The organism is Paenibacillus sp. MER 99-2, assembly GCF_023714095.1.
In the GTDB taxonomy this organism is placed as follows: Bacteria; Bacillota; Bacilli; order Paenibacillales; family Paenibacillaceae; genus Paenibacillus.
In genome coordinates this window covers 349,575-375,507 of the sequence record NZ_JAMAUZ010000001.1, presented here as the reverse complement: position 1 = coordinate 375,507, position 25,933 = coordinate 349,575, and the positions used below count along the sequence as shown (strand labels likewise).

General features: G+C 44.8%; 22 protein-coding genes. 5 read left to right on the top strand and 17 right to left on the bottom strand.

Features of this window, described 5'->3' with window-relative positions; genetic code table 11:
• Positions 1-86: 86 nt before the first annotated feature.
• The 9 genes from M3636_RS01635 to hcp all read right to left on the bottom strand — a co-directional run bounded on the left by M3636_RS01635 (position 87) and on the right by hcp (position 11,770).
• Positions 87-2,132, bottom strand: coding sequence for an iron ABC transporter permease (locus tag M3636_RS01635; RefSeq protein WP_128103042.1), 2,046 nt, complete (start codon positions 2,130-2,132; stop codon positions 87-89).
• Complete coding sequence (locus M3636_RS01630) at positions 2,129-3,133, bottom strand: ABC transporter substrate-binding protein (RefSeq protein ID WP_128103043.1); 1,005 nt, start codon at positions 3,131-3,133, stop codon at positions 2,129-2,131. Before M3636_RS01630 ends, M3636_RS01635 begins: the two co-directional genes overlap by 4 nt.
• A gap of 180 nt (positions 3,134-3,313) precedes the next feature.
• Positions 3,314-3,856, bottom strand: a complete 543-nt coding sequence (locus M3636_RS01625; RefSeq protein ID WP_128103044.1) for a CueP family metal-binding protein — start codon at positions 3,854-3,856, stop codon at positions 3,314-3,316.
• A gap of 132 nt (positions 3,857-3,988) precedes the next feature.
• A complete protein-coding gene (locus M3636_RS01620) occupies positions 3,989-4,438 on the bottom strand; it encodes a V4R domain-containing protein (RefSeq protein WP_251381102.1) in 450 nt (149 codons plus the stop codon).
• A 257-nt stretch (positions 4,439-4,695) separates the two neighbouring features.
• Positions 4,696-5,727 (bottom strand): NAD(P)/FAD-dependent oxidoreductase, encoded by a 1,032-nt coding sequence (locus tag M3636_RS01615; RefSeq protein WP_251381101.1) that lies wholly within the window; start codon positions 5,725-5,727, stop codon positions 4,696-4,698.
• Between the two features lies 1 nt (position 5,728).
• The gene (locus tag M3636_RS01610; RefSeq protein ID WP_251381100.1) at positions 5,729-6,709 is read right to left on the bottom strand and encodes an ABC transporter substrate-binding protein; all 981 of its coding nucleotides are present in this window, start codon (positions 6,707-6,709) and stop codon (positions 5,729-5,731) included.
• A 97-nt stretch (positions 6,710-6,806) separates the two neighbouring features.
• Positions 6,807-8,432, bottom strand: a complete 1,626-nt coding sequence (locus M3636_RS01605) for a helix-turn-helix domain-containing protein (protein WP_251381099.1) — start codon at positions 8,430-8,432, stop codon at positions 6,807-6,809.
• Between the two features lie 432 nt (positions 8,433-8,864).
• A complete protein-coding gene (locus tag M3636_RS01600) occupies positions 8,865-10,262 on the bottom strand; it encodes a PTS sugar transporter subunit IIC (protein WP_251381098.1) in 1,398 nt (465 codons plus the stop codon).
• Positions 10,263-10,477: 215 nt separating this feature from the next.
• A complete protein-coding gene (gene hcp / locus M3636_RS01595; RefSeq protein WP_056701675.1) occupies positions 10,478-11,770 on the bottom strand; it encodes a hydroxylamine reductase in 1,293 nt (430 codons plus the stop codon).
• A 373-nt stretch (positions 11,771-12,143) separates the two neighbouring features.
• On the opposite strand from hcp, the gene M3636_RS01590 reads away from it, so the two are divergent.
• Positions 12,144-14,795 carry a cation-translocating P-type ATPase gene (locus M3636_RS01590; RefSeq protein WP_251381097.1) on the top strand — a complete coding sequence of 884 codons (2,652 nt, stop codon included), beginning with the start codon at positions 12,144-12,146 and terminating at the stop codon, positions 14,793-14,795.
• Between the two features lie 112 nt (positions 14,796-14,907).
• On the opposite strand, the gene M3636_RS01585 is transcribed toward M3636_RS01590, so the two are convergent.
• The gene (locus M3636_RS01585) at positions 14,908-15,633 is read right to left on the bottom strand and encodes a hypothetical protein (protein ID WP_251381096.1); all 726 of its coding nucleotides are present in this window, start codon (positions 15,631-15,633) and stop codon (positions 14,908-14,910) included.
• 180 nt (positions 15,634-15,813) lie between these two features.
• Between M3636_RS01585 and M3636_RS01580 the strand changes: the two genes are divergently transcribed.
• Positions 15,814-17,157 (top strand): MFS transporter, encoded by a 1,344-nt coding sequence (locus tag M3636_RS01580; RefSeq protein WP_251381095.1) that lies wholly within the window; start codon positions 15,814-15,816, stop codon positions 17,155-17,157.
• Positions 17,158-17,178: 21 nt separating this feature from the next.
• Here the strand turns inward: M3636_RS01580 and M3636_RS01575 are convergent, their stop codons facing one another.
• The 5 genes from M3636_RS01575 to M3636_RS01555 all read right to left on the bottom strand — a co-directional run bounded on the left by M3636_RS01575 (position 17,179) and on the right by M3636_RS01555 (position 20,663).
• Positions 17,179-17,634 carry an SMI1/KNR4 family protein gene (locus tag M3636_RS01575; protein ID WP_251381094.1) on the bottom strand — a complete coding sequence of 152 codons (456 nt, stop codon included), beginning with the start codon at positions 17,632-17,634 and terminating at the stop codon, positions 17,179-17,181.
• A 42-nt stretch (positions 17,635-17,676) separates the two neighbouring features.
• Positions 17,677-18,333 carry a DUF2625 family protein gene (locus M3636_RS01570; protein ID WP_251381093.1) on the bottom strand — a complete coding sequence of 219 codons (657 nt, stop codon included), beginning with the start codon at positions 18,331-18,333 and terminating at the stop codon, positions 17,677-17,679.
• A gap of 99 nt (positions 18,334-18,432) precedes the next feature.
• Entirely contained in the window at positions 18,433-18,732 is a 300-nt protein-coding gene (locus tag M3636_RS01565) for a hypothetical protein (RefSeq protein ID WP_251381092.1), read from the bottom strand.
• Between the two features lie 126 nt (positions 18,733-18,858).
• Positions 18,859-19,833 (bottom strand): sensor domain-containing diguanylate cyclase, encoded by a 975-nt coding sequence (locus M3636_RS01560; protein ID WP_128103058.1) that lies wholly within the window; start codon positions 19,831-19,833, stop codon positions 18,859-18,861.
• Positions 19,834-19,856: 23 nt separating this feature from the next.
• Positions 19,857-20,663 (bottom strand): alpha/beta fold hydrolase, encoded by an 807-nt coding sequence (locus tag M3636_RS01555; RefSeq protein ID WP_128103059.1) that lies wholly within the window; start codon positions 20,661-20,663, stop codon positions 19,857-19,859.
• Positions 20,664-20,879: 216 nt separating this feature from the next.
• On the opposite strand from M3636_RS01555, the gene M3636_RS01550 reads away from it, so the two are divergent.
• Positions 20,880-22,094 carry an MFS transporter gene (locus M3636_RS01550; protein WP_251381091.1) on the top strand — a complete coding sequence of 405 codons (1,215 nt, stop codon included), beginning with the start codon at positions 20,880-20,882 and terminating at the stop codon, positions 22,092-22,094.
• Positions 22,087-22,659, top strand: a complete 573-nt coding sequence (locus tag M3636_RS01545; RefSeq protein ID WP_251381090.1) for a TetR/AcrR family transcriptional regulator — start codon at positions 22,087-22,089, stop codon at positions 22,657-22,659. Before M3636_RS01550 ends, M3636_RS01545 begins: the two co-directional genes overlap by 8 nt.
• Positions 22,660-22,808: 149 nt before the next feature.
• Here M3636_RS01545 and M3636_RS01540 read toward each other — a convergent pair whose 3' ends face one another.
• Positions 22,809-24,440 carry a DUF1593 domain-containing protein gene (locus M3636_RS01540; RefSeq protein ID WP_251381089.1) on the bottom strand — a complete coding sequence of 544 codons (1,632 nt, stop codon included), beginning with the start codon at positions 24,438-24,440 and terminating at the stop codon, positions 22,809-22,811.
• 268 nt (positions 24,441-24,708) lie between these two features.
• On the bottom strand, positions 24,709-25,095 hold the full coding sequence (locus M3636_RS01535; protein WP_251381088.1) for a hypothetical protein: 387 nt from the start codon (positions 25,093-25,095) through the stop codon (positions 24,709-24,711).
• Between the two features lie 178 nt (positions 25,096-25,273).
• Between M3636_RS01535 and M3636_RS01530 the strand changes: the two genes are divergently transcribed.
• Positions 25,274-25,930, top strand: coding sequence for a hypothetical protein (locus M3636_RS01530; protein WP_251381087.1), 657 nt, complete (start codon positions 25,274-25,276; stop codon positions 25,928-25,930).
• Positions 25,931-25,933: the final 3 nt, after the last annotated feature.

The following is a 25,933-nucleotide window of genomic DNA, read 5'->3' as shown; positions in this document are numbered from 1 at the left end:
GCAGAAAAGCCCGCTACATGAGCGGGCTGCAAGTTTATTTTACATGTGCACCTGAGCTGAAATATCCTTATCTATTCACCTTACTTTTACTTGATGGACTTGCGCCAGTTGGAACGATACATCAAGTAGAGGAAGTATGGTGTACCAATAAGCGCGATTAATATCCCTGATGGGATCTCCGTTGGTGCCATAACCGTTCTACCGATCGTGTCTGCCAATACCAACATAACCGCACCAACTAAAGCGGACAAAAACATCGAGCGTCTTAACTTATGCCCAGTAAGTAACCGAACCATATGCGGTGCAATCAGACCGATAAAACCGACAGTACCTACACAGGCGACAGCACCAGCTGCCAACAATACACCTGTTGCCATTGCCAGTAACCGTGTTCTGCGTACACCTAAGCCAAGTCCTGACGCACTATTATCATCGAATACTAATAACTCGAATCTACGAGCCAGCCACCAGGCAACAGGTACGAGAATGACTAAAAATAGTCCAATGACTCTCACCTGTTCCCAGGTGCGTGCATACGTGCTTCCTGTCAGCCAAATATATCCGCTGCTTCCATAGACCGCGCCACGCACGATTAAAATCTGGATGCCTGCTCCAGCAATAGCGGACATCGCGATTCCTAGCAAAACCACCGCAGAAGGATTTAATCCTTTCTTCCACGAAAGAGAGAACACGACGGTTGCGGCGATACTTGCACCGATAATTGCTGCGATAGGCAGCAGGAATGCCGGTAGACCTGGCCAGAGAATAATGACCATCATCGCTCCCAGACCTGCGCCTGAGGATACCCCAACGATGGAAGCATCCGCCAGTGGGTTGCGTACTGCCATCTGGATCAATACACCGCTAATAGCCAGGGCAGCTCCAGCACCTGCAGCAACAAGAGTACGTGGAATACGCAACTGAATTATGCCAGAGAACAACCCATCCGAGGTGAATAGACTCGGTATTAGATCACCTAATGGAATACGCATACCACCAAACATCGTACTGACCAAAATCAGAAGTACCGTGGCGGCACTAAAGACAACCGCCAATGGGCCAAAAGCCCAGCGGCGACGTGCACCCGTACTCATGGAGGTGGTCATGCCACCGCCATTCGCTGCTTTCATCCGGGTAAGCACCAGCCAGATTAACCATGGTGCCCCAATGATCGCCATCACAGCACCCGTTGGCAGCTCCATACTGGAGTTATGTACCATTTTGGCAAGTACATCCGCGCCGATGAGCAGTGCAGCACCCCATATGAACACACCTGGTAATAATAATCGACTGGAACGCACTCCACTTAATCGAACGAGATGGGGTGCAACCAATCCAACAAAACCAATCGGCCCAATAACGCTGACGATTACGGCTGCCAGCAATACCGCGATGAGCAAACCACCCGCGCGAGCAAGCCCAACCTTCTGCCCTAATGAGGAAGCGGTTGATTCATCCAGCTCTAACATGTCCCACTGCCGAGATAACAACAGAGCAAGGATTGTAATGCCGACCACCCAAGGCCAAGCATAGGCAACACCACTCCAGTCATTTTGCACAAGTGTTCCGGAGCCCCAGAGGAATAATCCCTGTGTTTCCATGGAGAAGAAAATATGTAATGCACTTGTGAATGAACCAAGTACCATCGACACAATCATACCTGATAATGCAAGTCGAACCGGGGTTGAAGTTCTTCCGCCGCCCATGAAATAAGCTGCAAATGCAGCCACCAATCCACCTAAAGCAGCAAATAAGAAGGGCGATTGGCTCAGCAAGCTTGGAAATAGAATCGCTCCGAGCACTACAATAAAGTATGCTCCAGCATTAATACCTAGCGTATCCGATGCAGCCAGTGGGTTACGCGTAATCGTTTGCAGTAAAGCACCTGCTACAGCTAATGCTCCCCCAGCAAGAATACCAATAACGGTTCGAGGCATACGAAGATCCCAGATCATATTATGCTCTAGTGTATTCTGTCTACCAATCAGAGCATCGACAACAGTCTGCAATGGAATGGCTGCTTCCCCATAACAGAGGCTTACAAAAAAAAGCACGATGAGAGCGGTTAAACCGCCCCCATAGATGCTTATTGTGCGCCAGTTCACGGCTGGCTTAGCTTGAACCGAACTCATTGCGTAATCGCTCCAACGACTCCATCAACGAGAACTTTGGATGAGATTGGCCCACCAAATGTCCATGTTGTGCTGTCCAATTGATATGTGCGTTTGTCTTTAACAAAGTTCAGTCCATTCCAAACGGAATTATCTTTCATTGCCGTACCAAACACGTCATCATCTGGCTGTGTGATATAAATAAAGTTGCTATCTTGTACGGCAGACAGGGATTCAATGCCTACTGTGGAGAATCCGTATCCTTCCAATTTGTCCGGCTGCCAGTCATTAATAAGTCCAATTTTGTCCAAAGTACCAATTACAACGGAGTTATCCGTAAACATACGCAAGCTTGCAGCGTTTTGGTAGGTAAATGCCTGTGTCAGTGCAAAGTGGAAGTCTGATTTACCCGCATCAGCCAGCTTTTGTTTCGCTTCTTCATAATGCTGATCAAGGTCAGCAAGAACTTCCTTCGCTTTATCCTCTTTTCCAAGTGCAGTTGCAATCGAATTGAAGATCTCTGTCATTTTGTCATAGTTATAACCATCGCCGTTGTATGGATCAAATTCAAGCGTTGGTGCAATTGCATTCAGTTGATCATAAACAGCATTATTATTATCAGCATTTGCAATGATTAGATCGGGTTTGAGGGCAGCAATGGCCTCCAAGTTTGGCTCACTGCGTGTTCCAATATCCGTCACACTATCGTCGAGAGCAGCTTCGGAAGTCACGTACACTTTATAGTTAGCGTTGTCTGCGTTACCTACTGGCTGAACGCCCAGAGCAACCACATCTTCGGTATAAGTCCATTCCAATGTAACAACTCGTTCTGCAGGCTTGTCTAATTTAAGCTCACCACGATTATGCTTCACCGTTACAGGGCCTGCTGTCTCTTCAGTAGGGGCACTGCCCGAATCGGCTTCTTTGCTTGTATCATTCGTAGTGCTAGTAGATTGACCACACCCTGCCAGCACAAGCGCGAATACTAGCATCAACAAAAGTCCGTTCAAACTCTTTTTCATATTTCTTTTCTCCCCTATTTATATATATTTATATGATAACAATTATCATTATCACTATTGGATTATCCCCTACCTGTACTATTTTGTCAATGGGATTGCCATGTGTTTGGGGTGATCTGAACAAAAAGAAAAAGGATCTGCTCTTGAGCTATCCTCTCTCCTTAGATATACAAGCATGTTTTAACTTAGCTGCATTGTTGTGATGCACGTATTATCCTTTTCATATGTAGACAACTGAGTCTCCGCAACTTTTCCATTATGAACGACACGAATGAGATAGGTTCGATCTCTCGGCAGCCACATATCCATAAATCCGTTGGCACCTGACTTCATTACAGATTCCTTCATGAAGCTGTTACCCTCAGAATCATGAATCGTTACACTAAACTGCTCGTTGATCATTTCCCCCTGACAACCGGTCAGGCTATGAATTTCACAGGGATGCGTCTGCGCCACATAAGGCGCAATGGACAGAAAGAAGTCATCCTGAGGCAAATCATAGGTTGTCGTGTGTTTATCTTGATCTGTGACTATTAATTGTTTAGCATCAATAGAGGCAGACACAGGCGACTCTTTACCCGTACTGATATCTTCAACCAATTTTCTAACATTGGTCGCATTCACTGTACCTGCCTCTTCCCTGCCAGTGTTGGTTGCAACTAGATAGGTTCCTAACACCATCACAACCACTATACTTGCCATGATCCACATTGTTTTTTTCATCTGGAGTCCATCTCCTCGTCCATTTTCATTAAGTATAATAGAGAATGGATTACCACGGACTTATACAGCAAGGATTTCACCAGATATTCACATATATGTATAACTCATCGCCTGAAAATTGATTATGTTAATCTACATTCTGATCTCATATTCACAGTGCTCGTGTCCACTCACATTACATTTCGTTTCCTTCACGGTAACTCTACGCTGCATCATCTTCGTCAGTGCACCCTCAAGAATTGCTCCCTCAAGATCACAGACCAGTTTTTCTTCTTCCAGAGTTGGCAGCCCTTTGCAGAAACAGTCATCCACTGCAACAATCATCTTATGTTCCTCTTGGTGCAAAATCCTGGGAATGCCAATCCGTAACTCCTCAAACAGTTGCAGCAACTCTTCAACCGTATGTACAGGGAGATTCTCTCCAATTTTACGCCCAATCGTTAATGTTGTGCTTCTGCCTCCCATCGGCAGCCCTTGGTTCAATCCAATTAAACGGATGGTACGAAACAGCTCGAGTGGTACCATGCTGCCTAGCTTGTCGCGATTTATTAGTTTCATATCGTCAAACGTATAATCCAACATCGTTATGACCTCCCAGTAATGATCTGTAGCTCTATACTGACAGAAGAGACCATGCTCTGCCTTGATTTGAATCAATAATACATGCCAAGTCTTCAATAAAATCTAACCTACGATTCGGTAATAAGATCAGCCAAATACGAATAATAAAAAAACCTTACCAGCCGTCAAGAACATCTCGACGTTGGCAAGGATAATGGTTGGTCTTCATATGTCTCCATAGATGTGATTATTCCATAATATCAGCTCGATCAGCCCGTCTACCTGTTGGAGAGAGCTTTATTTTTCTCATAGAACCGAACATTATGCGAGGATACCCCCGCCGTATGTGTAGCTGTCGGGTCCAGATAGTTGCTAGCACTGTTCACGGCAAGTACGGCATCGGTAAAAGCCCCGGCAATCAAGCGAACTTTACTTTGATAAGTAATCAAATCACCTGCTCCAAAGACACCAGGTATACTGGTACGCATGTTTGGATCAACGGTTACTCCGTAATCTTCCCGCTCGAGTCCCCACTGTACCAGGTTGCCAAAATCACGATCATAACCATGACTTACGACTACCTCATCCACTTCAATTTGTTTGATCTCCCCGCTCTCCATATGAGCAAGTTCAACACAATCAATTTTGTCCCCTGCACCGTATAGTCGAGAGATGCGGTACGGTGTCATCACTTGAGCAAAAGCTTTCATCTGGGCTACAGGTTCCTCATGCCCTGCAAATTCATGGCGTCTGTGTACTACAATTACTTCCCCTGCCAAACCCATCATTTCGTTCGCCCAGTCAATCGCGGAATTGCCCCCACCAGAGATTAGAACACGTTTCCCGGCGAATCTGGATAGATCCGTAATTGTATAATGAAGATTGGTTAGTTCATAGCGGTTGGCGCCCTCGATATCAAGTTTCTGGATCTGAGTCATGCCTCTACCAGCACATAGCAGAATTGTACGTGTATAGTGTTGCTCTCCCGTTTTGCTAGTAAGTACAAATACACCATCCTCACGTTTTTCCATCCCCGCTATTTCCTGTCCAAACACAATCGTTGGATCAAACGTCTTCGCCTGTTTCTCCAAAGAATTAATCAATTGCTCGCACCGAACAGGCTCTACTCCGCCCACATCCCAAATCATCTTCTCTGGATATGTGCGCATAAATCCGCCTAGTTCCGCTTTAGCCTCTATAATTTTGGTGCGCATTGCTCGCATTCCACTATAAAATGCGGCATACATTCCCGCTGGCCCACCACCGACAATAGTAACATCATAAATATCCACTAATTGCTGTTTTTTCATCTTAAGGCACCAACTTTTCAACCACATAATCCATCAGTTTGACGGAACCGATTGGCCCTACGCCTGATGTAAAATCACTCGTTTTCAGTGGGTACACACGATCATTTTTTACCGCATCCAGGTTCGTCCACACAATGCTTTCTTTCAAGTTTTCCATCGACTGCTTCGTATCATAGCCTTTCAAAGATCTGTCTTCTAAGAAAATATAGTCAGGATTCATTTCACTGAGAAATTCGAGTGAGAATGGATTAAACCAGACATCCGAATCTTTGATAACCTCTGGGCTATTCAGTCCCAATGTATCATAGAAAAACACACTGCTATTGGCCGCTTTGGGACCCATGAAACGATAACGGTCACTTTCCACTCGAAGCACTAGAACCGTTTTGTCTCCGATGCCATTGGCAATTTTCTCTCTAGCCAGCTTCGCCTTCTCATCGAATTCGACTAATAACTGGTTGGCTTCCTCGGTCTTATTGAAGATCGCGGCCAGCTTCGGCATAGCCAGATTCATCTCATAGTTGGTATCCATAGCTAGCGTTGGCGCAATTTTTGATAGTTCATCATACACAGCTTGCTCCATCCCCGCACCCCTCATAATGATTAAATCCGGAGCTAGTCCGAGCAGTTGTTCATAGTTGAATTGATATTGCTCAGATTGCACCATCTGCACGCCATGTTCCTCAAAATAAGGTGCTCGATAGTCTGGCTCTATCTCTGGTACAAAGGCCACCATCTGTGGGGTAACACCCATTTCAATTAAAAACTCAGCATAAATGGAATCAAGCACAAGCATATTTTTAGGCTCAGTCGGAATGGTTACTTCTCCAAACTGATCCTGAATAACTTTGGTTGTACTTACCTCTGTTTCTTCTCCCGCCGTTGCAGTCTCATTCGTAGTTCCATTGGAACACGCGGCTAATATCAAACTTAATACCACCAGCAAAATGCCAAACCTCAAATTCTTCAATCCTGGTAACATGATGTACTCGCCCCTTATATTGATAATGATTATTATTATCAGATGTTATCAAATAAGAAGCGGCTCTTCCATAGTGAATCGTGCGTATCCGAATGGATTATTGTGCTCCAGCATGATCAATATTCGTCAACTTCTCCACGATCTGATGCAATATCTGAGTATGCCCGATGAGTCCATATCCATCCGCCCACAAGCGAGTATCCACGTAAAATACCCGATTATTCCTCACAGCCTTTAATCCATTCCATGCCGGAGTACTCGTTAAATGATTCATGCTTTCTTCTGCATTGAAATGTTCCATGACACGTTTCTCCACAAACAGAATATCCGGATCAGCCATTTTCAATTGTTCGATTGAGCAAGGATTGAACCAGGCTTCTCCAGCCTGCAAGGAGTCTGGAAGAGCTAAACCAAGCTGCTGGTAGAGTAATCTGGACACCCCGTGCGAATAACCTCCTAAATAGCGATATCCAAATGGTTCCACACGCAATACCATAACTTTCGCAGAAGCTTGGATAGTTTCTTGCAAATGCTGCCGTGCCGAACTCACTGCATCTTTCATCCGCATATGAATGGCAGCAGCTTCCTCTTGTTTATGAAAAATAGCTGCTAACTGCTGTAGTAGAATCTCGGCATCCATTTTCAGTCCCGTAATTAGTGGTGCAATTGTGCGCAGGCTCTGCTTCAATTCATCCGCCCACACATTGCCAATAATCATCTCTGGCTGCTCTTGTTGGATTAGTTCCACATTCAATTCATATTGAGAAGTTGGCAATATACGTATACCGTGAGATACAAAAAGTTCATGCTGATCGGGTGGTACTAGCAGCGGTACGACGACAACGGCATATGGTATTATGCCTATTCCGATGAGTACTTCGGCACAGAGTGGGGAAAGACATACAATTTTACGTTCTGATAAGGTTGTGATATAACTTCGAGGAGACGTGCCAGCAAATTGTTTGAATCTACGACTGAAATAGTGAGCATCCTCATAGCCTACCTTTTTGGCTATATTCTGTGATGTTTCGGTGGTTAATATCAGTTCTTCCTGAGCTCGGTACATTCGGTAATGCGTCAGATAATCTAGCGGTGGCTTACCATAACGTTCGCTGAACTTGCGGGAATAATGCCATGGACTTAGTCCTGCAATCTGAGCCAATTGATTGCGGGTAATATTCTCATCATAATGACTAGTCATATGAGCAATGGAACGAAGAATCCCCTGTTCAACGGTCTGCTCTTCGCTTGGCTGGTTCTCATATACAACATTCAGCAGTTCGTGTATGAGGAGTTGTTTGCCTACCCATCGCGCATGCTTCGCGGACGATCCTGCATTCATGTGCTGACTGATTCTCGCCAAGTCTCCAGCCATTAACTGTACAGATTGGTAAGAGAGACTTGTCGGAGTTTTCCAATCAAAAGTAGCCATACGCCCCTCGTGATGTATGATGGAATAGGTATTGAACTCCACAAGCCATCCCGCCAGATCCATATTTCCACCATCTACAACTTCAATTACCGAATCTTGTTGTAATGCAATCAGTTGTCCGTAGGACACATGAACCTTCTGTCCGCTGATACTCCAAGTAGCTTTACCATCAACAATAAGAATGAACGCATGATGATGAAAATAATGCAGCTCACCTGTTGCAATCCATTTGTCCGTTAGTGGTTTAGTAGAATGCCATTCCGCAATCCACCCCTGTTCAGCTGGATTCATAACGAGTGCAGGGCATATACGCCCATATTATTCTTTATGTACTGCATCTTGACTATTAACTTGTTAATACTGTTCATTACGCCTCTCCTTTATCGCATCGTGCAGCCTTAGCAATCTCGAAATCTATCTAAATTGAACTAATCATTTACACGATAACGGAGAGGACAGAAAAAACCTAAAAAAGCGGAGCGTTCGCCTGAAAGCTTTCTGATAGAAAGCTGCATCGGAAGCATAAACTATCCCCGGATTTACCCTTGAAAAAGGGATCAAAAAAATCTGGGGATAACAGCGATTGGAAGGTTGTTCTGTCATCGTAGTGTCAGTGTAAATAATCTTTAGTTCAACTTATATAGCTCATTGAATCACAGTATACATGAAAACCCCACACCATGTCGGCGCGGGGTTATACAATCCTGTGGGAACTACTATAAATTAATGCTGAACGGATTTAGACATTCTTCCAGCTAACCAATAAGTCAATGCACCTGCTACTACAAAGGATACTGCCAATCCTATGCAAGCATGCAATACATTCAATGAGCCTTCTTCTATGAACAATGGAATCTGGAGCACACTGCCGAAACCACCGCTAATTACAGAAATACTAACAGATGTAAGTCCCATGTACAATCCACCTATCCCCCCACCTAGTAGTGCTGAGTAAAAGGCGATCCTCTTGCTCATATTCACTGCGTAGATTGCAGGTTCAGGTATGCCTAGAAGTGCTACAACGGAGGACCATACGGCTGTTCTTTTCGTTTCTCCCCTTCTGCTTCGAAGGGCAACTGCCAGCGCTGCACCCGCATGTCCAAACATCGCAACAAACATCGTAGGAAGTACAATAGAGTAGCCCGCGTACGTAATTTCATAAATGATAATTGGAACTAGACAATATTGCACTCCAGCAATCATCAACAGGGAGAAAAATGCAGCAATTAACATAACCGCCAGCACGGGAGCACTCTCCACAAATGAGCTAATCCACTCTCCAGCATAATCATCCACGAATGTTCCAACGATACTTAGAATAAGTAAGATGACTGGCAAGAGGATCACCAAACTCATGAATGCAGCGGCAATTCCTTGGAACGCTCTAGGTACTCTTCTATTAATCTTTCTCTCCAGATATGCTGATGCGATTACAGCTAGAATAACCCATGGAACGGAAGAATAGAGAGTTGGCTGTGAGATAATTTCCACGCCAAACAAACGAGCTGTTTTCTCACCGTTTAACCACATGGTAACCTCGGGATAGAACATAAATCCGCCGAGTGTGGCAGCCACATACATATTGCTTCTCAACCGGTAAGCCGTGCTAACGGCGATAAGCACAGGTAGTAGATATACCGGGGTATTTGCGATCATGCTCAGCAAATTGAATATAGGCTCATCCATCAACATCGGATCATCCGATATGAGTTGATTCAGTAGTAGAATGATGCCCAACAGGACCTTAATAAGGCCCGCCCCAAGAATCACGGGCAGTAATGGTCTAAATACATCGGATATAAAGTGCAAAACTGAAAAGGATTTCTTTGCCTCAAGCTTGGTTTCTTGCTCTCCATCCTCAATCTTATGTACATAATAGCTGCCCGTAAGGGTGTTGAATACATCTAATGCTACACTTTCTGATTCTAATTCGATCCGGCATCGTTCACCTTCAAGGCGAATATTGGCTGTAAACTGCTTCGTAGAGAGAATAGAAAAGTCCGCCTGAGTCCGATCTTTCAGCACCAGTGTGATTGCCGTTAGTTCATGCTCTGCGCCTCTAATATTGTCCTCCCCTCCTGCAATTTGCAAAATGTCTAATACAACTTGCCTGTGATTCATGGATATATCTTCTCCTCTTACAACGGTAAACCGAGTTATTTAAGTCCTCTATCTATATATCCATTTCCACAAATAAATCACAATAGGATAAATAAACCAATTATAATTGCGTATCTGAGTATGTACCTAGGTGAAATGAACCACCAGAAATACAAAATAAAGTAAAGAACCTACCATACAGGTAGGCTCTATAATTCAACATATATAAGTCATAATTAAGACAATGCCAGCATTGCATTCATGTCTTCTTCAGCAGTTGTAATGAGTTTCAGGCCAAACATCTCTACCAACACTTCCAATACTCCTGACGAGATGAACTCCGGCGGCTTCGGTCCAATGCGAATATCCTGAATGCCTAAGCTGAACAAGCCCAGCAAGATCGCAACAGCCTTCTGTTCAAACCATGACAGCACAATGCTGACAGGCAATTCATTCACGCTACAACCGAAAGCATCAGCTAATGCCATAGCGATTTTCACTGTAGAACCGGAGTTATTACATTGCCCCAGATCGATATAACGGGGAATACCGGTATCACCTACAGTGCCATAATCCACATCATTGAAGCGGAATTTACCGCAGGAGGTTGTTAGGATTACCGTATCATTCGGCAGAGATGTTGCCAACTCCCGGTAATAGTTGCCGCCTTTACCTGGTGCATCACAGCCTGCGATGACGAAGAATCGGCGGATATGTCCATCTTTGACTGCTTGGATAATCTCCGGTGCCAGTCCGATGACTGTTTCATGGTGATACCCCGTAGTTAGTACCTGTTCCGATTGTACGTTTGCTACAGGCAATGACAAAGCTCGCTCAATTAAGCGTGAGAAATCATCGTTCTCTACCTTCTCAACGCCTTCCAATCCGGCAACTTCGTAGGAGAAGAAGCGATCAGCATACGTTCCTTTGATCGGCATTACACAGTTCGTTGTCGCCAGAATAGCTCCAGGGAACTGTTCGAACAGTCTGCGCTGATCATACCAAGCCTTACCGATATTGCCCTTCAAATGCGCGTACTTCTTGAGTGCAGGATAACCGTGTGCTGGTAACATCTCGGAATGCGTATAAATGTTGATGCCTTTCCCCTCGGTCTGCCGCAGCAGCTCCTCCAGAGCATACAGATTATGTCCTGTCACTACGATACAATGTCCTTCGATCTGATTCTGACTAACCGTGATGGGCTGCGGAATACCGAAGCGTTCTGTGTGCGCCCGATCCAGCACATCCATAATGCGAATAGCCGCATTACCCACTTGCATTGCCATATCAATATGCTCTTGAACATTAAAATTGGAATTCGTTAGTGTCATGTATAAGGCTTCATGCGTAATCCGATCTACTTCAGGATCGGTATATCCCAACTGCCGTGCATGCGTGGCATAAGCGGCAATTCCTTTTAAAGCAAAGATCATCGTATCCTGCAAACTGGCTACTGTTTCATTTTTTCCACATACCCCAACGACGGTACAACCCCCACTAGGCGTCTGTTCACACTGATAACAAAACATATATCGTTCCCTCCAAACTTGGTAACAACTCATTAATAACAAGCCTAGCAGAGACTTCAGGGTGCAAGTGTGATTAAGAACACAGTTCCGGAATCTTCCAACTTCTGTAACTTTCCAAATAGAATATTGCGAAAATAAGTGCAACCCCATTCATTTCGAAGCGTAATGCTAACCAAGCGAATGAGATTGAATCCCGTCGGAAATTATACGTTAAGGTAGGCTGCAAAAAAATCTAAACCCGTTTAATTTTTCTAGTCACACCGTGTCTACACTTTGTTCTGCAAATATCTGAAAATGGGATGGGATTCACTGATTCTATTCATTCTACAGGGTTATATAAAACAGAGAAATCCATACGCAAGGAGCTGGTCCATTGGAACATTATAGACACAGTACAGAGGAGACGCTTGATGAAGTACAGAGTTCACAGAACGGACTCACGACCTCTGAAGCAACCAAAAGACTCGAAACCGTTGGATACAATGAAATAAAAGGAAAAGACGCCACACCTGTGTGGAAGCTGTTTATTGAGAATTTTAAAGACCCCATGGTTATTGTCCTGCTCATCGCTGCTGCGGTACAGATTGTGCTTGGGCATCTGATTGAATCACTCATTATATTTCTCGTCATTCTGCTGAATGCCGTTATTAGTGTCGTGCAGACGAAGAAGGCAGAGAGCTCTCTTGATGCCTTACGGCAAATGTCAGCGCCAGAAGCGAAGGTCATTCGGGATGGTCAGAAAAGGACAATTCCAGCTAGGGAGCTAGTCCCGGGTGATATCGTTCTGCTTGATGCCGGAGACTATGTGCCAGCAGACGGTCGCATATTGGAATCAGGAAGCCTGAAAATTAACGAAGGTATGTTAACAGGAGAATCCGAAGCTGCGGAGAAACATGCTGATGCCATTGCAGAAGAGGCTCCACTCGGAGATCGACGTAACATGGCGTTCAGTGGCTCACTCGTCGTGTATGGTCGAGGAACCTTTGTGGTAACAGGTACCGCACTTCAAACAGAAATCGGTAAAATCGCTGAACTCATCCAGAATGCTGAAGCAAAGGAAACACCGTTGCAACGCAAACTAGAAGCATTTAGCAAAAAACTAGGTTTCTTCATTCTTGGCCTATCCATTCTGATCTTTGCCATTGAAGCAGGACGTGTATGGTTAACGGAAGGTACAGAGAACATTGGCCCATCGATTATTAATGCCCTAATGTTTGCTGTCGCCGTTGCTGTTGCAGCGATCCCCGAAGCTTTATCCTCCATCGTAACGATCGTCCTATCACTGGGAACAAATAAAATGGCTAAACAGCATGCCATCATTCGTCGTCTGCCTGCGGTCGAAGCACTCGGATCAGCTAGCATCATCTGCACAGACAAGACCGGAACCCTCACCCAGAATAAAATGACGGTGGTGGATTATTATATCCCGCACGGTACCAAAGAAGAGTTTCCCGATGACCCGAAAGAGTGGTCTGAAGAGGAACGTCGTTTATTACATATTGCCGTGCTCTGCAATGACTCCAATATCAACCAGGAAGGTAAGGAGCTAGGTGACCCGACAGAGGTTGCGCTCATTGCTTTTAGTAACCGAGTAAACAAGGACTACAACGAGATTCGTGATCAGTTTCCACGTGAAGCCGAGCTTCCTTTCGATTCAGATCGTAAATTGATGAGCACCGTGCATACGTTTGAAGGACAGACTGCTCTATTGACCAAAGGTGGCCCTGATGTTCTGTTCAGCCGCTGTACCCATGTGTTTATTCACGGTGAAGTTCAGCCGCTGACACCAGAGATTCGTACACAATTCGAAGAGAAAAACGAAGCCTTCTCCAAGCGTGCATTCCGGGTCTTGGCATACGCCTACAAGAGATTTGATGACAAAAAGCAGGTTACCACTGAGGATGAACATGATCTGATCCTTGTGGGTCTAACGGCTATGATTGATCCGCCCCGTGAAGCGGTATACAGCTCTATTGAAGAGTCCAAAAAAGCGGGTATCCGTACGATTATGATTACGGGTGACCATAAAACAACCGCTCAAGCCATTGGTATCGATATCGGGCTTGCCAAACCGGATGATCTAGCTATCACAGGCAGCGAACTAGACAAAATGTCTGATGAGGAGCTGGATCAAAAGTTAGACCAAATTTCGGTATATGCGAGGGTATCGCCGGAAAACAAAATCCGTATTGTACGTGCATGGCAACGTAAAGGCAAAATTGCTGCAATGACTGGGGACGGGGTCAACGATGCCCCTGCCTTGAAGCAGGCCGATATCGGAGTCGCGATGGGAAGCGGAACCGATGTTGCCAAAGATGCCGCAGCTATGATTCTGACGGATGATAATTTTGTATCGATTGTGAATGCGGTAAGTGTGGGACGGATGGTATTTGATAATATCAAAAAGGCAATTGCGTACCTGTTTGCTGGTAACCTAGGTGCCATTATCGCGATCCTGTTTGCACTGGTGGTTGGTTGGGTTAATCCTTTCACTGCTCTGCAGTTGCTCTTTATCAACCTGGTCAATGACTCTCTACCCGCCATTGCGCTAGGCACTGAAAAAGCCGAACCTGATGTGATGCGGCGGAAACCGCGTGATATCAATGAAGGCATTTTTGCCGGTGGAACACTACAGGCTGTTATTACGCGCGGGCTTCTGATCGGGATTGCCGTCATTATATCCCAGTATATTGGACTTGGTATCTCTGAGGAGATCAGTGTGGCGATGGCCTTTACAACGCTGATTCTAGCACGTAGTCTACAGACGTTTGCGGCACGTTCTAATACACAGACTATTTTTCAAGTAGGTTTCACAACGAACAAATTGGTGCTTGGCTCCATCTTTGTGTGCCTATGTCTGTATGGAATCACGTTGATTCCAGGAGTACGTGGGATCTTCGCTATTCCAGACGCATTTGGCTGGTATGAATTCCTCATTGCTGGCGGGCTTGCCCTTGCCGCAGTGATTCTAATGGATCTGATCAAATGGATTCGTAATCGAGGTAAAGCTACAAGCGTCGCTTAACCGAAACAGGCTTCCTTCCATAGAAGGGAGCCTGTTCATTTTTATACAATACGATATATAGCCTGCTGTCTGCCTACAAAGTTACTCACGCGGTATCCCTTGTATGGAAAGATTATTTATCCCCCCGATTCGTACACTCCCCTTGCTCTATGAAATCCATCCACGCATATTGATCTGATTGTCCATGATCCGGATTTTCTATACTTGCATCGGGACGAAGGCATCTGGACACTCCTTCACCTTCTAGAGAATCAACATAGATGCTATCGATCCGCACAGGCAACGTCTTCTGCCACCGGTACAGATCACCAAAAGCACCAATCTCATCTTGACTACTCCCGTCAGGCAGTCGTACCTGCAATTCATGAATATCACAACCTTTCGACTCAGCACAGCTATACGCTACAAAAAAAGTATCTCCATAGCTCGACACATACCGCTCTGGCACCTCGTATCCTTTGGCTGTCAATTCTTCTGCATATGTATCATTAAGTTCTAACATCTGCATGTTCGCATAATCTTTGGAAAACTCAAAGTCGGATACCCTGCCGCTATCATCATCCACTAGCATTCGAAATGAAGTCTGATGCTCATTCTGAAAATGCCCATCAATGAGGTAGGAGAGATATCCGCCATGGAGAAAAACACGATCAATGATCACATCCTCATCATATTCTTCAGCGGCATACTTAATAGCAATAGCTTCTGCCTGCTTCTCACTGATGGACGAGAAGAACAAGGGGCGAAGTATAACAAAAAACAGAACACCTATGCTGATCACAACAATCAGAACAATGAGTTGAATAATATGCTTGATACCTAATTTCAATTCAGGCACATCTGCCCACTCCTTCTATGTTATATAACTCGTCCATTTCAATCGAAACTCTCACGAACACGTATGACATTATTGCCATATTCAATACACTAACGTAAAATGTTATAACGAACGCATATGACTGCATGAAATCACGAGCACTTATCGTTCCATATCGAACATATAGACAGGAAGGATTACATGAAAGATCACATTGTCATGCCACTGTGGACATGCTGCCTGTTCATTGTGGTGATGAATACTACGATGTTTAACGTATCACTACCTATCATTATTCATGATCTGCAAATTACGTCTGACCTAGGTTCATGGGTCATTTCCAGCTACTCCATCGGATACGCTTTATCTACCGTAATCTACAGCCGATTGTCGGATCGGATTCCGGTACGTAAGCTGCTAACCATTGGGTTGCTCATTCTAGGGCTGTCTTCCTTACTCGGTCTGTTTGCACATAGCTTCGCCGTGTTATTGCTTACTCGAATTCTGCAATCGGCTGGAGCAGGAGTTATGGCTGGCTTAGGACTCGTCATCGCAAGTCGTTATATCCCACTGGAGCGAAGAGGTGCTGCAATTGCTCTAATCTCGTCGGGTAGCGCTATGGCCTTTGGTCTCGGTCCAATCGTTGGTGGATTAATCAGTGAATATTGGGGATGGAACGGGCTCTTTGCAATTACCGTGCTGGTATTGCTTGCACTGCCTGTGCTGCTCTATTTCCTGCCAAACGAAACGACCAAGACGGATCAGCCTTTTGATACAACAGGTGCAATTCTAACCACACTGAACGCTGTGACATTATTGGTCGCCATTACCCAGCAGTCGCTTTTATGGTTTGTGCTAGGTGTCCTATCTCTTGTGGTGCACATTCTGTATATTCGCAGAGCCAAGCTGTCGTTTATTAATCCACAGGTTTTTAAGGTGCCAGGTTACACACGATTAGTCATGATTGGCTTTTGCGTCCTAATTGTTAACTTAGGCAATCTGTTCCTCATGCCACTTGTGCTCGCCGACCTGTTCGCGCGTTCTTCGCTGGCAATTGGACTGCTCATTGCGCCTGGAGCTATCGTTGCTGCATTTATGGCGCGGTATATAGGCCGCTGGATTGATCAATACGGCAATATGCGCTTTCTGATTATCGGGCATGTGTTGCTTGCCGCTGTGCTTACGTTATTTATGCTTGGATTGCATCAATCGGCATTTGTTATTACAGCAGGTTATTTATTTTTCTCTCCTGCAATTTCGGCGTCCATGTCATCACTCAATAACGAAGCATCACGTATCCTGCCCAAATCGCAGATTGGTTCAGGGATGGGTCTGCTACAGCTTGTTCAGTTCTTCGGCGGCTCGGTATCTGTTGCAGCTTGCGGTTTGTTGCTCCATAAGATTCCACACGTTACAGTTGAACAAGCTTACCACTATGTCTATGGATGTCTGTTGATCGTTGCTATGGTTTCGCTAGTGCTTGTAATCTATCACCATCGAGCATCCCGCCCTACATCTCCCGCATTAGTGTCGAACAATTCCTAGGGTAAACAAAGGGAAACCTCTTTAGAGAGCTTGATATGCCCTCAGCTTTGCCAGAAACGACGCAAAGCTGTCGGCAATCTCTCTCACATTTCCCTCCATTAACCGCTGAGCTTCCTCTAGTGTATCTGTCTCACTCTCAGCATCTTCCCGCACGATAGCTTCTTCATGCTCCATAAGCAAAACTGCCGGGCTCGCTGAATGTTTACGATAATCCAGTAAATAGTTATTGCCACTGCTGACACTCCATGCAATTGGGATAATACGCTTCGGATCAGGATTAACCTCATCTACCATCTGAATGTTATTTGTGATGAACTGATCATCCAATACTGAGAAGCGGATCTGCCAATCTAATACCTCTCCGCTCTCCATAAGATTGAAGGAACTACCGCTGTTCGTCTGCTGAAAATCCAAATATTCCTGCGGAAATACAATGCCGTAATGATCCTGTATACTAGTAATATCAACTTTACTCATTTCTTCACGCCTTTCAGCATCACATTTGCTAACTTGTATGAATTATCTTTCACCCCGCGCTATTTTCCAGGCTTCCATGATCGCAACAGGTGTTTTTTGACTTGTCTGACCTCCACCTTCCTTTGTCCAAAGTGGCGGATAATAAGCAAACACCTGTCCTTGCTGTAGCTGGCTCATATCGTTCTGCCAACCCTGCCAGCGAAATGTCTGATAGAACTGCTCCAGATCTCCATGCGCTAACCAGTTCATAAATTCAGAATACGTAAGTTCCGTCGATTCCCATTCCAACGTATCTGGTGCGAAATAGTATACGTGACCGCTTCCTTCGAACTTCCCTGTATCCATTGCAAAGAATCCGCCAGCAACATCATATGCAACGACCAGCACCCCTTCAAGAGCCTCTAGAGCGGGACGATCTGAGAGCCCATTCCAACTTATCAGACTTCCCACGACCTGTTCTGTCTCAGCGCCAAGCAAGGTGATCCAGCCATGATCCACCAGAACTCCTCCTGTTTCATAGGCTATAACACCTAGATAAGATTTTGTGCTCACTTGAAGGGCATAGATCGCCTCTTCCCCCTTACTCCGTTGTGCTGGAATAACGGTATACGTGTTGCTGCCTTCCTCCAATAGCTGCTTGAGTTCAGGCCATGCATCGTTCTCCAGATCCAACAGTTCATGTACCGATAATTTCTGCATCGTGATACTCCTCCTTAATACGTTCAATTTTTTTGTGTTGCAACCATACACCTTTTCCTTCGTTTCTTGTTTGCTCATTAATTTCGAACTAATTCAATTTCAATTTCTACCACCGTATACTCTCAATACTTCACCACATTCACAATCCAAATGCACACATAAGTCTATTTCCTCCCAGCTACCATCCATCCAATTATCCGGAGTGATCTCATGGGGATAAAACCATACGGAATAATAGGGCTTGCCATACTGCCTGGTATCATCCTCCAGAGATAACTGAATGTGATAACACGTAATATCTACATTCCAATGCTTTGCCAGCTCCGACGCTCTGACGGCATCAATTGCCCGAACAAGATGCGAGGTGTACTGTTTATCGACCTTCAAAATTTCATTCATGCTGGAATATGCCCCTCCTCTTCCGACTTCGAGATTCAATTACCTGTGCACGTCATTTTCATCTCTGTCCAAAAAAAACAACAAGAGCCCGCGAATAATTCACAGGCTCTTATTTTCAACAACCTTTTATAGATGATCTGCATGGGTTACACGGTTTCGACCTGCTGTTTTGGAAGCATAGAGTGCCTGATCTGCCCGCTGGAATACAGAAGTATCTGTATCCCCTTGTACCGCCGTAGCAGCACCGATACTTACGGTAATGTTATATTGCCCCCAATCGGATGAAGCAACTTCAGAACGATATCGCTCTGCTGCCTCCATTGCTTGGTCATGATCGCATTCTGCTAGAATGATTACGAATTCTTCCCCGCCATATCTTGCGACCACATCGCTACTGCGTGACATGGATTGCAGCAACCCAGCCAGATTTCCGAGTACCAGGTCACCGATTGGATGCCCATAGGTATCGTTAATGCTTTTGAAATGATCAATATCGACGACCAGCAGGGAGAAATCGCGTTGCTGCTGCTCAAACAGAATCAGGCTTGCCAGCAAGCTATTCTGGAAGAACCTCCGATTTTTGAGACCCGTTAATGGATCTGTGGATGCCATCGCTTCTAATTGGTCGTTTACTTTGAGCAGTGCTTGTTGCTTTACCTCGTATTCCTCATGTAAACGTTCAAGCTCTTTGTTGGCCTCTTGTGTCGCCTGGTATAGCTCCTGCAGTTTAGTTTTGGTCTGCAAAATATCCTTCTCATGCTCAATCCGTTTACGCATGACAACGACAACACAGTCCACCACACTCTCTCCATCGCGCGTCTGCCGTACACCGTTCAGAAGAACCGGGACATCCTGTTGGTCACTGGTGCGAAAAGAAAAATACATTTCATCCACATGCCCATATAGCTGGATATAAGGATAGAAATACGTATGGAAAAACAATTTGTTCGTTACCGACATAGTCGATTCAATATGACTCCCCAGCAATTGGCTATGCTCTACCTTGAGCATATTCAGCAATGTCTGGTTTACTGATCGCACAATACCTGAATCCGAGATAGAGAAGTATCCGCAAGGAGCCTGGTCTAGTTGGATATCCATGTAACAACTGCCTTTCGTTCAAATTAAACGCTTGCCAAGTAGTCTTTAATCAGACGACTCGTTTCCTCAGGCTGGCTTAGATGAGGATAGTGCCCCTTCGCCGTCATCTGTTGTAATCGGCTGTTTTTCAGATGAGCGTGCAGATAATCCCCAACCTCAACTGGAGCTATACTATCATCCGAACATTGCAGAATTAGAGAAGGAACCGAAGCTTGCTCCAGATCGACTCGACAATCCGAGAAAAACGTCACTTCAGCAAATTGTCGTGCAATATGCGGATCTCTGGAGCAGAAGCTTTTTTCCAGTTCTTCTGATAGCTCTGCCCGATCCGGGTTCTGCATCACAATTGGTGCGAGATAACTAGCCCAACCGATAAAATTCAACTGCATCATTTCAAGCAACTCATCAATGTCCCGTTTATCAAATCCACCATAATAATTCGGAAGGTCGTTCACATAACGTGGGGATGGCCCCAGCATGACCAATCGTTCAAAATACTTGGTTTCATGGATGGATGCAAGCATCCCTATCATGCTGCTAACGGAATGTCCTACAAAAATGCTGTCTCGTATATCTAGCGTTTCCATAATCTCCAATACATCCTGCGCATAGCCATGAAGATTATTATATTTTCCAGCATCATAATAGTTAATTTGAGATTGTCCTGAGCCTACATAATCGAACAATACCACACGGTAGTTGTCTACAAAACTAGGCACGATGTAACGCCACATATCCTGATCACATCCAAAGCCATGTGCAAATACAATCGTTTGGCTTCCCGTACCAAGTACCTTCACATTGTTGCGTTCGAGGACGTCAACTTTCATCAAAATCACCTCTCTGAGGTAGTAGTCTACACCTTGATTTTATTCCATTATTATATCGGAAAATGTTGGAATATGGCTAAAAAATATTAATTTTTCATGCATAAAGTATTCAAATGATAGAAAACACGTGCTAACTCACTCTTTACAAACTGACCATCGTCAGATAAAATCATTCCAACATGCTTCATCGCATAGAACATCATACGGAGGAAGATTATGAGTACTTTAACAGCAGGAACAGCCTCACAAAAATTATGGGGAAGATCGTTTATTTTCATTATGCTAGCCAATGCATTATTATTTATGGCCTTTGAAATGCTTCTCCCTACCTTGCCCCTATTCGTTTCAACCCTTGGGGGAGAAGCATCACAGATTGGACTCGTGACAGGAATTTTCATGTTCTCTGCAATTCTAGTTCGCCCCTTTACCGCTGTGCTTGCCACATGGATGGATAAGAAGTATTGGTTAATTATCGGTATCGCCATCTGTGCACTAATGACAGGATCATACTACCTCTCGTCAGGTATAGGTATGATTCTTGTATTTCGAGTGATCCACGGCTTCGGTTTTGGCTTAGCGACAACTTATTTCGCAACGATTGCAACCGAAAATATCCCCAAAACACGTCGCGGTGAGGGGATTGGCTACTTTGGCGTCGGCGAGACAGTAGCGGTATCTATTGGTCCTCTGATCGGAACGACGCTACTGCTGCAATCCAGCTATCAAAGCCTGTTCATGGGTGGCATGTGTATCTTATTGCTTGCACTACTCATGGCTGTATTTGTATCGCGCAAACCTAAACAGGTATCTGAAACTGAAGCACAGACTGCACCTGCAGCTACCGTGAAATTGATTGAGAAAAAGGTTCTTTTCCCTTCCCTTCTCATTATGCTGGTTGGTATTGCTGCTGGAGCAATTATGTCGTTTGTCGCCCTGTTTGCTAATGAGAGGGGCTTTACCAATATCGCATGGTTTTTCTTTATCGTGGCGATCGCCAGCTTTGTTGTTCGGCTGTTCTCCGGTAAAATGTTTGACCAGCTCGGCCCCGGTTCTGTGTTGCTGCCTGCGGCGGGATTTGCTATCGCTGGACTTTTGGTTCTGATCGTCGCCCAAAACGATATCCAATTCCTCATCGCGGCTGCATTATATGGCTTTGGCTTTGGGGCGATATTCCCGGCAATTCAGACTTGGTGCGTTAATCTAGTGGAAGAACATGAGCATGAAAATGCGATGGCCTCATTCTTTAATTTCTTCGACCTCGGCATTGGCGGGGGTTCACTTGTATTAGGGGTCGTTGCCTCTGCATTTTCTTATACAATGGTGTATGCTATATCTATAGGTATTTTTGTGGTGTATATTTTGCTGTATCTGATCTACAGCTCTAAACAAAAGAGCATCAAGAACCGTCCATTGGAGGTACACATTGAGTAAACAACGTATCAAAGAAATTGCGATTCAGCACTTTAACCGTTATGGGTATGAAGGAACCAAAATGGCTCAGGTTGCAGAGGAGGCTGGCATTCGTAAACAGTCCCTTGCCTATCATTATGCAACGAAGAAAGCATTGCTGCTGGAGATCTATGAAGAGGTCGTGCAGGAGGAGCAGCAATTTGTCCGTCAATTTTTTAGCGAATCCAGCACACTTCCGTTAGAGCAACAGTTGCATTCTTTTTTGTTAGAGCATAAAAACCGCTTTTTGACCAATCCCAATGTAGCTTTTATGTACATTCTCTCCTTTATTACGCCACTAGAGGTTCACGACTTTGTATTAGCTCAGTATCGAACCTACCTTGGCACACTGAAGGAAGAATTATCGGCTACCTTTGCAACCGTTCAGGATACAGATATTCGTCTAAGTCCAGAAGAGGCGACGGTTGCCTTCGTTACCCTGATGGATGGACTTGACGTTCAGCTCGTCTATGAGACACGCCAGTCTTACGAGCAGGCACTAGCCATCGCTTGGAATGTATTTTGGTCAGGCATTCAGCGCAAGTAGCACGCTCTTGTTCATTTGTACAGTTGAATTTTCGTAGTCATATTTAAAAGCATTTCTTGATAAAAAAGCCCTGATCATTAAGATCAGGGCTTGCTTCTCCATATGGACGAATTCATCTGCATGAACAAGGTTCAATCCATTCGAATGGTTTATTGCACTGTTACAATGACACGTTGGTAATGCTTCAATTTATGCTCACCGTCATCTTGTACCTCTGCGATGATGTGAAGAGTGTCACCAGATTTGGCATCTTCAGGTACCTGGAATGTTACCGTGTCTGTGTCTTTTCCTTGGAGCTCAAGCTCATCTAACTTCTCATCCTTAGCCAATGAGCGCTGTAATCCAAGCTGTAGATCTCCAGCCATCTCTGGTGTTGCCTTGCCTTCCTGCTCCTTGGATTCCTGATAGGTGTCAGCCTCGAAATATCTCCACCATTTATATGTCAGCTGATCGCCATCCGGGTCTTGTCCTTCCGCGTGTAGCGTTAATTGTTCGCCTGGAGCTGCGGTCAGATCCAATCCTTCCTTAATGGTGAGCGTTGGGTTATGATTGGCATCCTCATATCGATCTGTTACACCCCAATCTGCACGTGCTGCAAAATCATTCTGAATGTCATCAAACCATCTCATGAGTGAATATTCAGCTTCATACCGTTTGGAGTACGGATCGTAGTCTAATACATTATTTCGGTAGAGCTTATCGTTAACGACGCCAAAGCGTCCACCCCAGCCACCATACGATGGATCTTCCATACTGCGAAGACCGTTATCAATTAAATAGAAGAAAGATGGGGAATCCCCTTCCGAGATAAAATCATACTTGTCATATTGCGGATTGTTCTTGAGATAATCAGCGCTGCCACGTTGTTCCTCTGCTAATTCTCCCTCGATCATTTTGCCGTCACCCATCGTAGCGTACATATCCATCAGCTTGCCATGTCCGTTCAGAAGGTTCTTGCTCATCCAATCCCCGTGCAGCTTGCTGTTTACTTCTTCGGCATGCAGCTTCCATGCATAGGCAAAATGCCAGAAGTTCGACTGATCGTTCAATATACGAATATCCGGCCAGTTCTTCGCAATATATTCGTTGTAGCTGTCATCCTGGTCAAGGATGATATATAGCAGCAACTTGTCACTGACCTTTTTCTGAATATCAGCCCAATCGGAAGTATCCTTGTATTGTTCTTCAATGGATTTCAACGCCCGAGCCGTTGTGTTCGTTCCTCCCCAGGTCTGTACAACTAAATCCCTTGAGTCGTCATCGAGAAACAGCGTTTTTAGAAATTCCGAGCCTTCTGTTTCCTTGTCCATCTCACCTTTATCGGAGATATTGCCAATTTTGGTCATGGCTCGAATATCTTCAGGCTTAGGATAACCATCTGCATGTGTGCTCAAGTTAGGATAAATCTCCTCGTAAGCATTCAGCATGTCATATAGCCACTGGGTTCCAGTCCAGCGGAATGGTTCGATGCCTGCCTCCTTATCACCAGCATAGTGATAAACTGAACTTGTAAGCACAATTCCGGCTAGATCCATCTCATTGGCATAATAGAGATAACGAATGACAGAGTTCATGTCATCCACTTCTCCATCCGTCGTGATCACCGTTCTTGCCTTCTGTTTCTCGTTGTCCGTCGTCTGCTCAGGTTGGTTACCTTCTTGCTCTGTCGCCTGATTCCCTTGATTATCCGATACTTGTGGCGCTGTAGAAGTACAACCACTCATGATGAGCATACAAGCCAAAAGTGCAGCCAACATGCTAAACCCTGTTTTCTTAGTCATTCGTACTCTCCCTCTCGTTCTCGTGGTGATGTGTGTTCGGAATGTTCTGTTCGCTCTCTGTGCTTAATATGAGCAATATAAAGCAAAAAAAACCCAAACATCAACATGGGTAGGGCAGAGCCTACACATATCGATATTTAGGTTTTGCCTGCGAGAGCAGTAACAATCCTTTAACTGACTGAAAGTATAGCATGTTCACGCTTACTTGTAAACGCATTCAACACTAAATAGGTCAAATAGACCTAGGTTCATCCTCATCTTTTCTACGCTATCCTACCGCTGGTCTAAGCCAGTTCACCTCGAACCCTAGTTGCTCCAGCTCTTCAAGTCCATCTTCAATATAGTAGTTAGTGGTTCCATCCCAGCCCTGCTGTACAGCAATTTCAATCCATTGCCTAATCCTCGCCGGATGGTTCAGATTGTAGTTTTCCTTCACGCCGGTGCGATGATTGAACAACAAGACGCCACTATTTAATACATATCCTACGATATGATCATCCCAAGTATGGAATTGAACATATAGCGCATGTGTTTTTGAACCGTCATTGAAAACCTTAAGTTCTAACTTAGCTGTTTTATTGACTACTCTAGCTGTAATGATGTACTTATACGTCTGACCACCAACAACTATGTATCGCAGTTTCTTTTTCATCATAATCACCTCTACTACCTTTACAATATGGAGTAAATACAGATTCGAAAATAAATGCCACCTTCCACTATTTTCATGTAAACTAAATCTTAGCTACAGTACAACAATGTATGGAGGAAACACGTCGAGCACAAGTACAAGTAAGTACCGTCCATTGTCTGATTAGGAGGATTAGAAGACTATGAAGGAACTAAATACAGCGTTAATCCGTTTTATCGAGCAACAGAATGTATACAATGAAGCCTATGGACTATTCAAAGACCATGATATACGTCCCCTCGCCAACCCGCAAGCACCCGTTATCGATGAGCGAATTCCGCTCTCGCCGGAGCTGATCTACTTCTACTCCAACTATGAGATGGTGGATGCTAAGGCTGAGGGTACACTTAAAATGAAAAGCGCTGCTGTAGAGATCGGTGACGCTGCCCTGCTGTTTTTTGTTGCACCTGAGCATCTCTATCGTCAACAGTTGGGCTATCGCTGGATTGGCATGCAAGAGCCTTATCAAGAATCGCCAGACTGGAAGCCACAGCATGTCGTTATTGCTAACTTGAATGATGATCCTCTTATTGTGGATACACAAGCATCACAATCGCCTGTGTATGCAGCCTTTGCAGGTGGAGAGCCTCATCCAATTGCGAGATCATTTGCGGAATTTTTCGACGTACTTGCTATTCTCATTGAAGCTGCGCGAGTTTACGAGGGAGAAGTCAAGGACGAGGAAACGTATGAGACCAAACCCGAATACCTGGAGCACGTCATACCTCTATTGCGCGAAGTGCTCGAAGAAGAAGACTACGTCACTCATTTACTCGCTTATCTATCTTTACAAGAATAATTG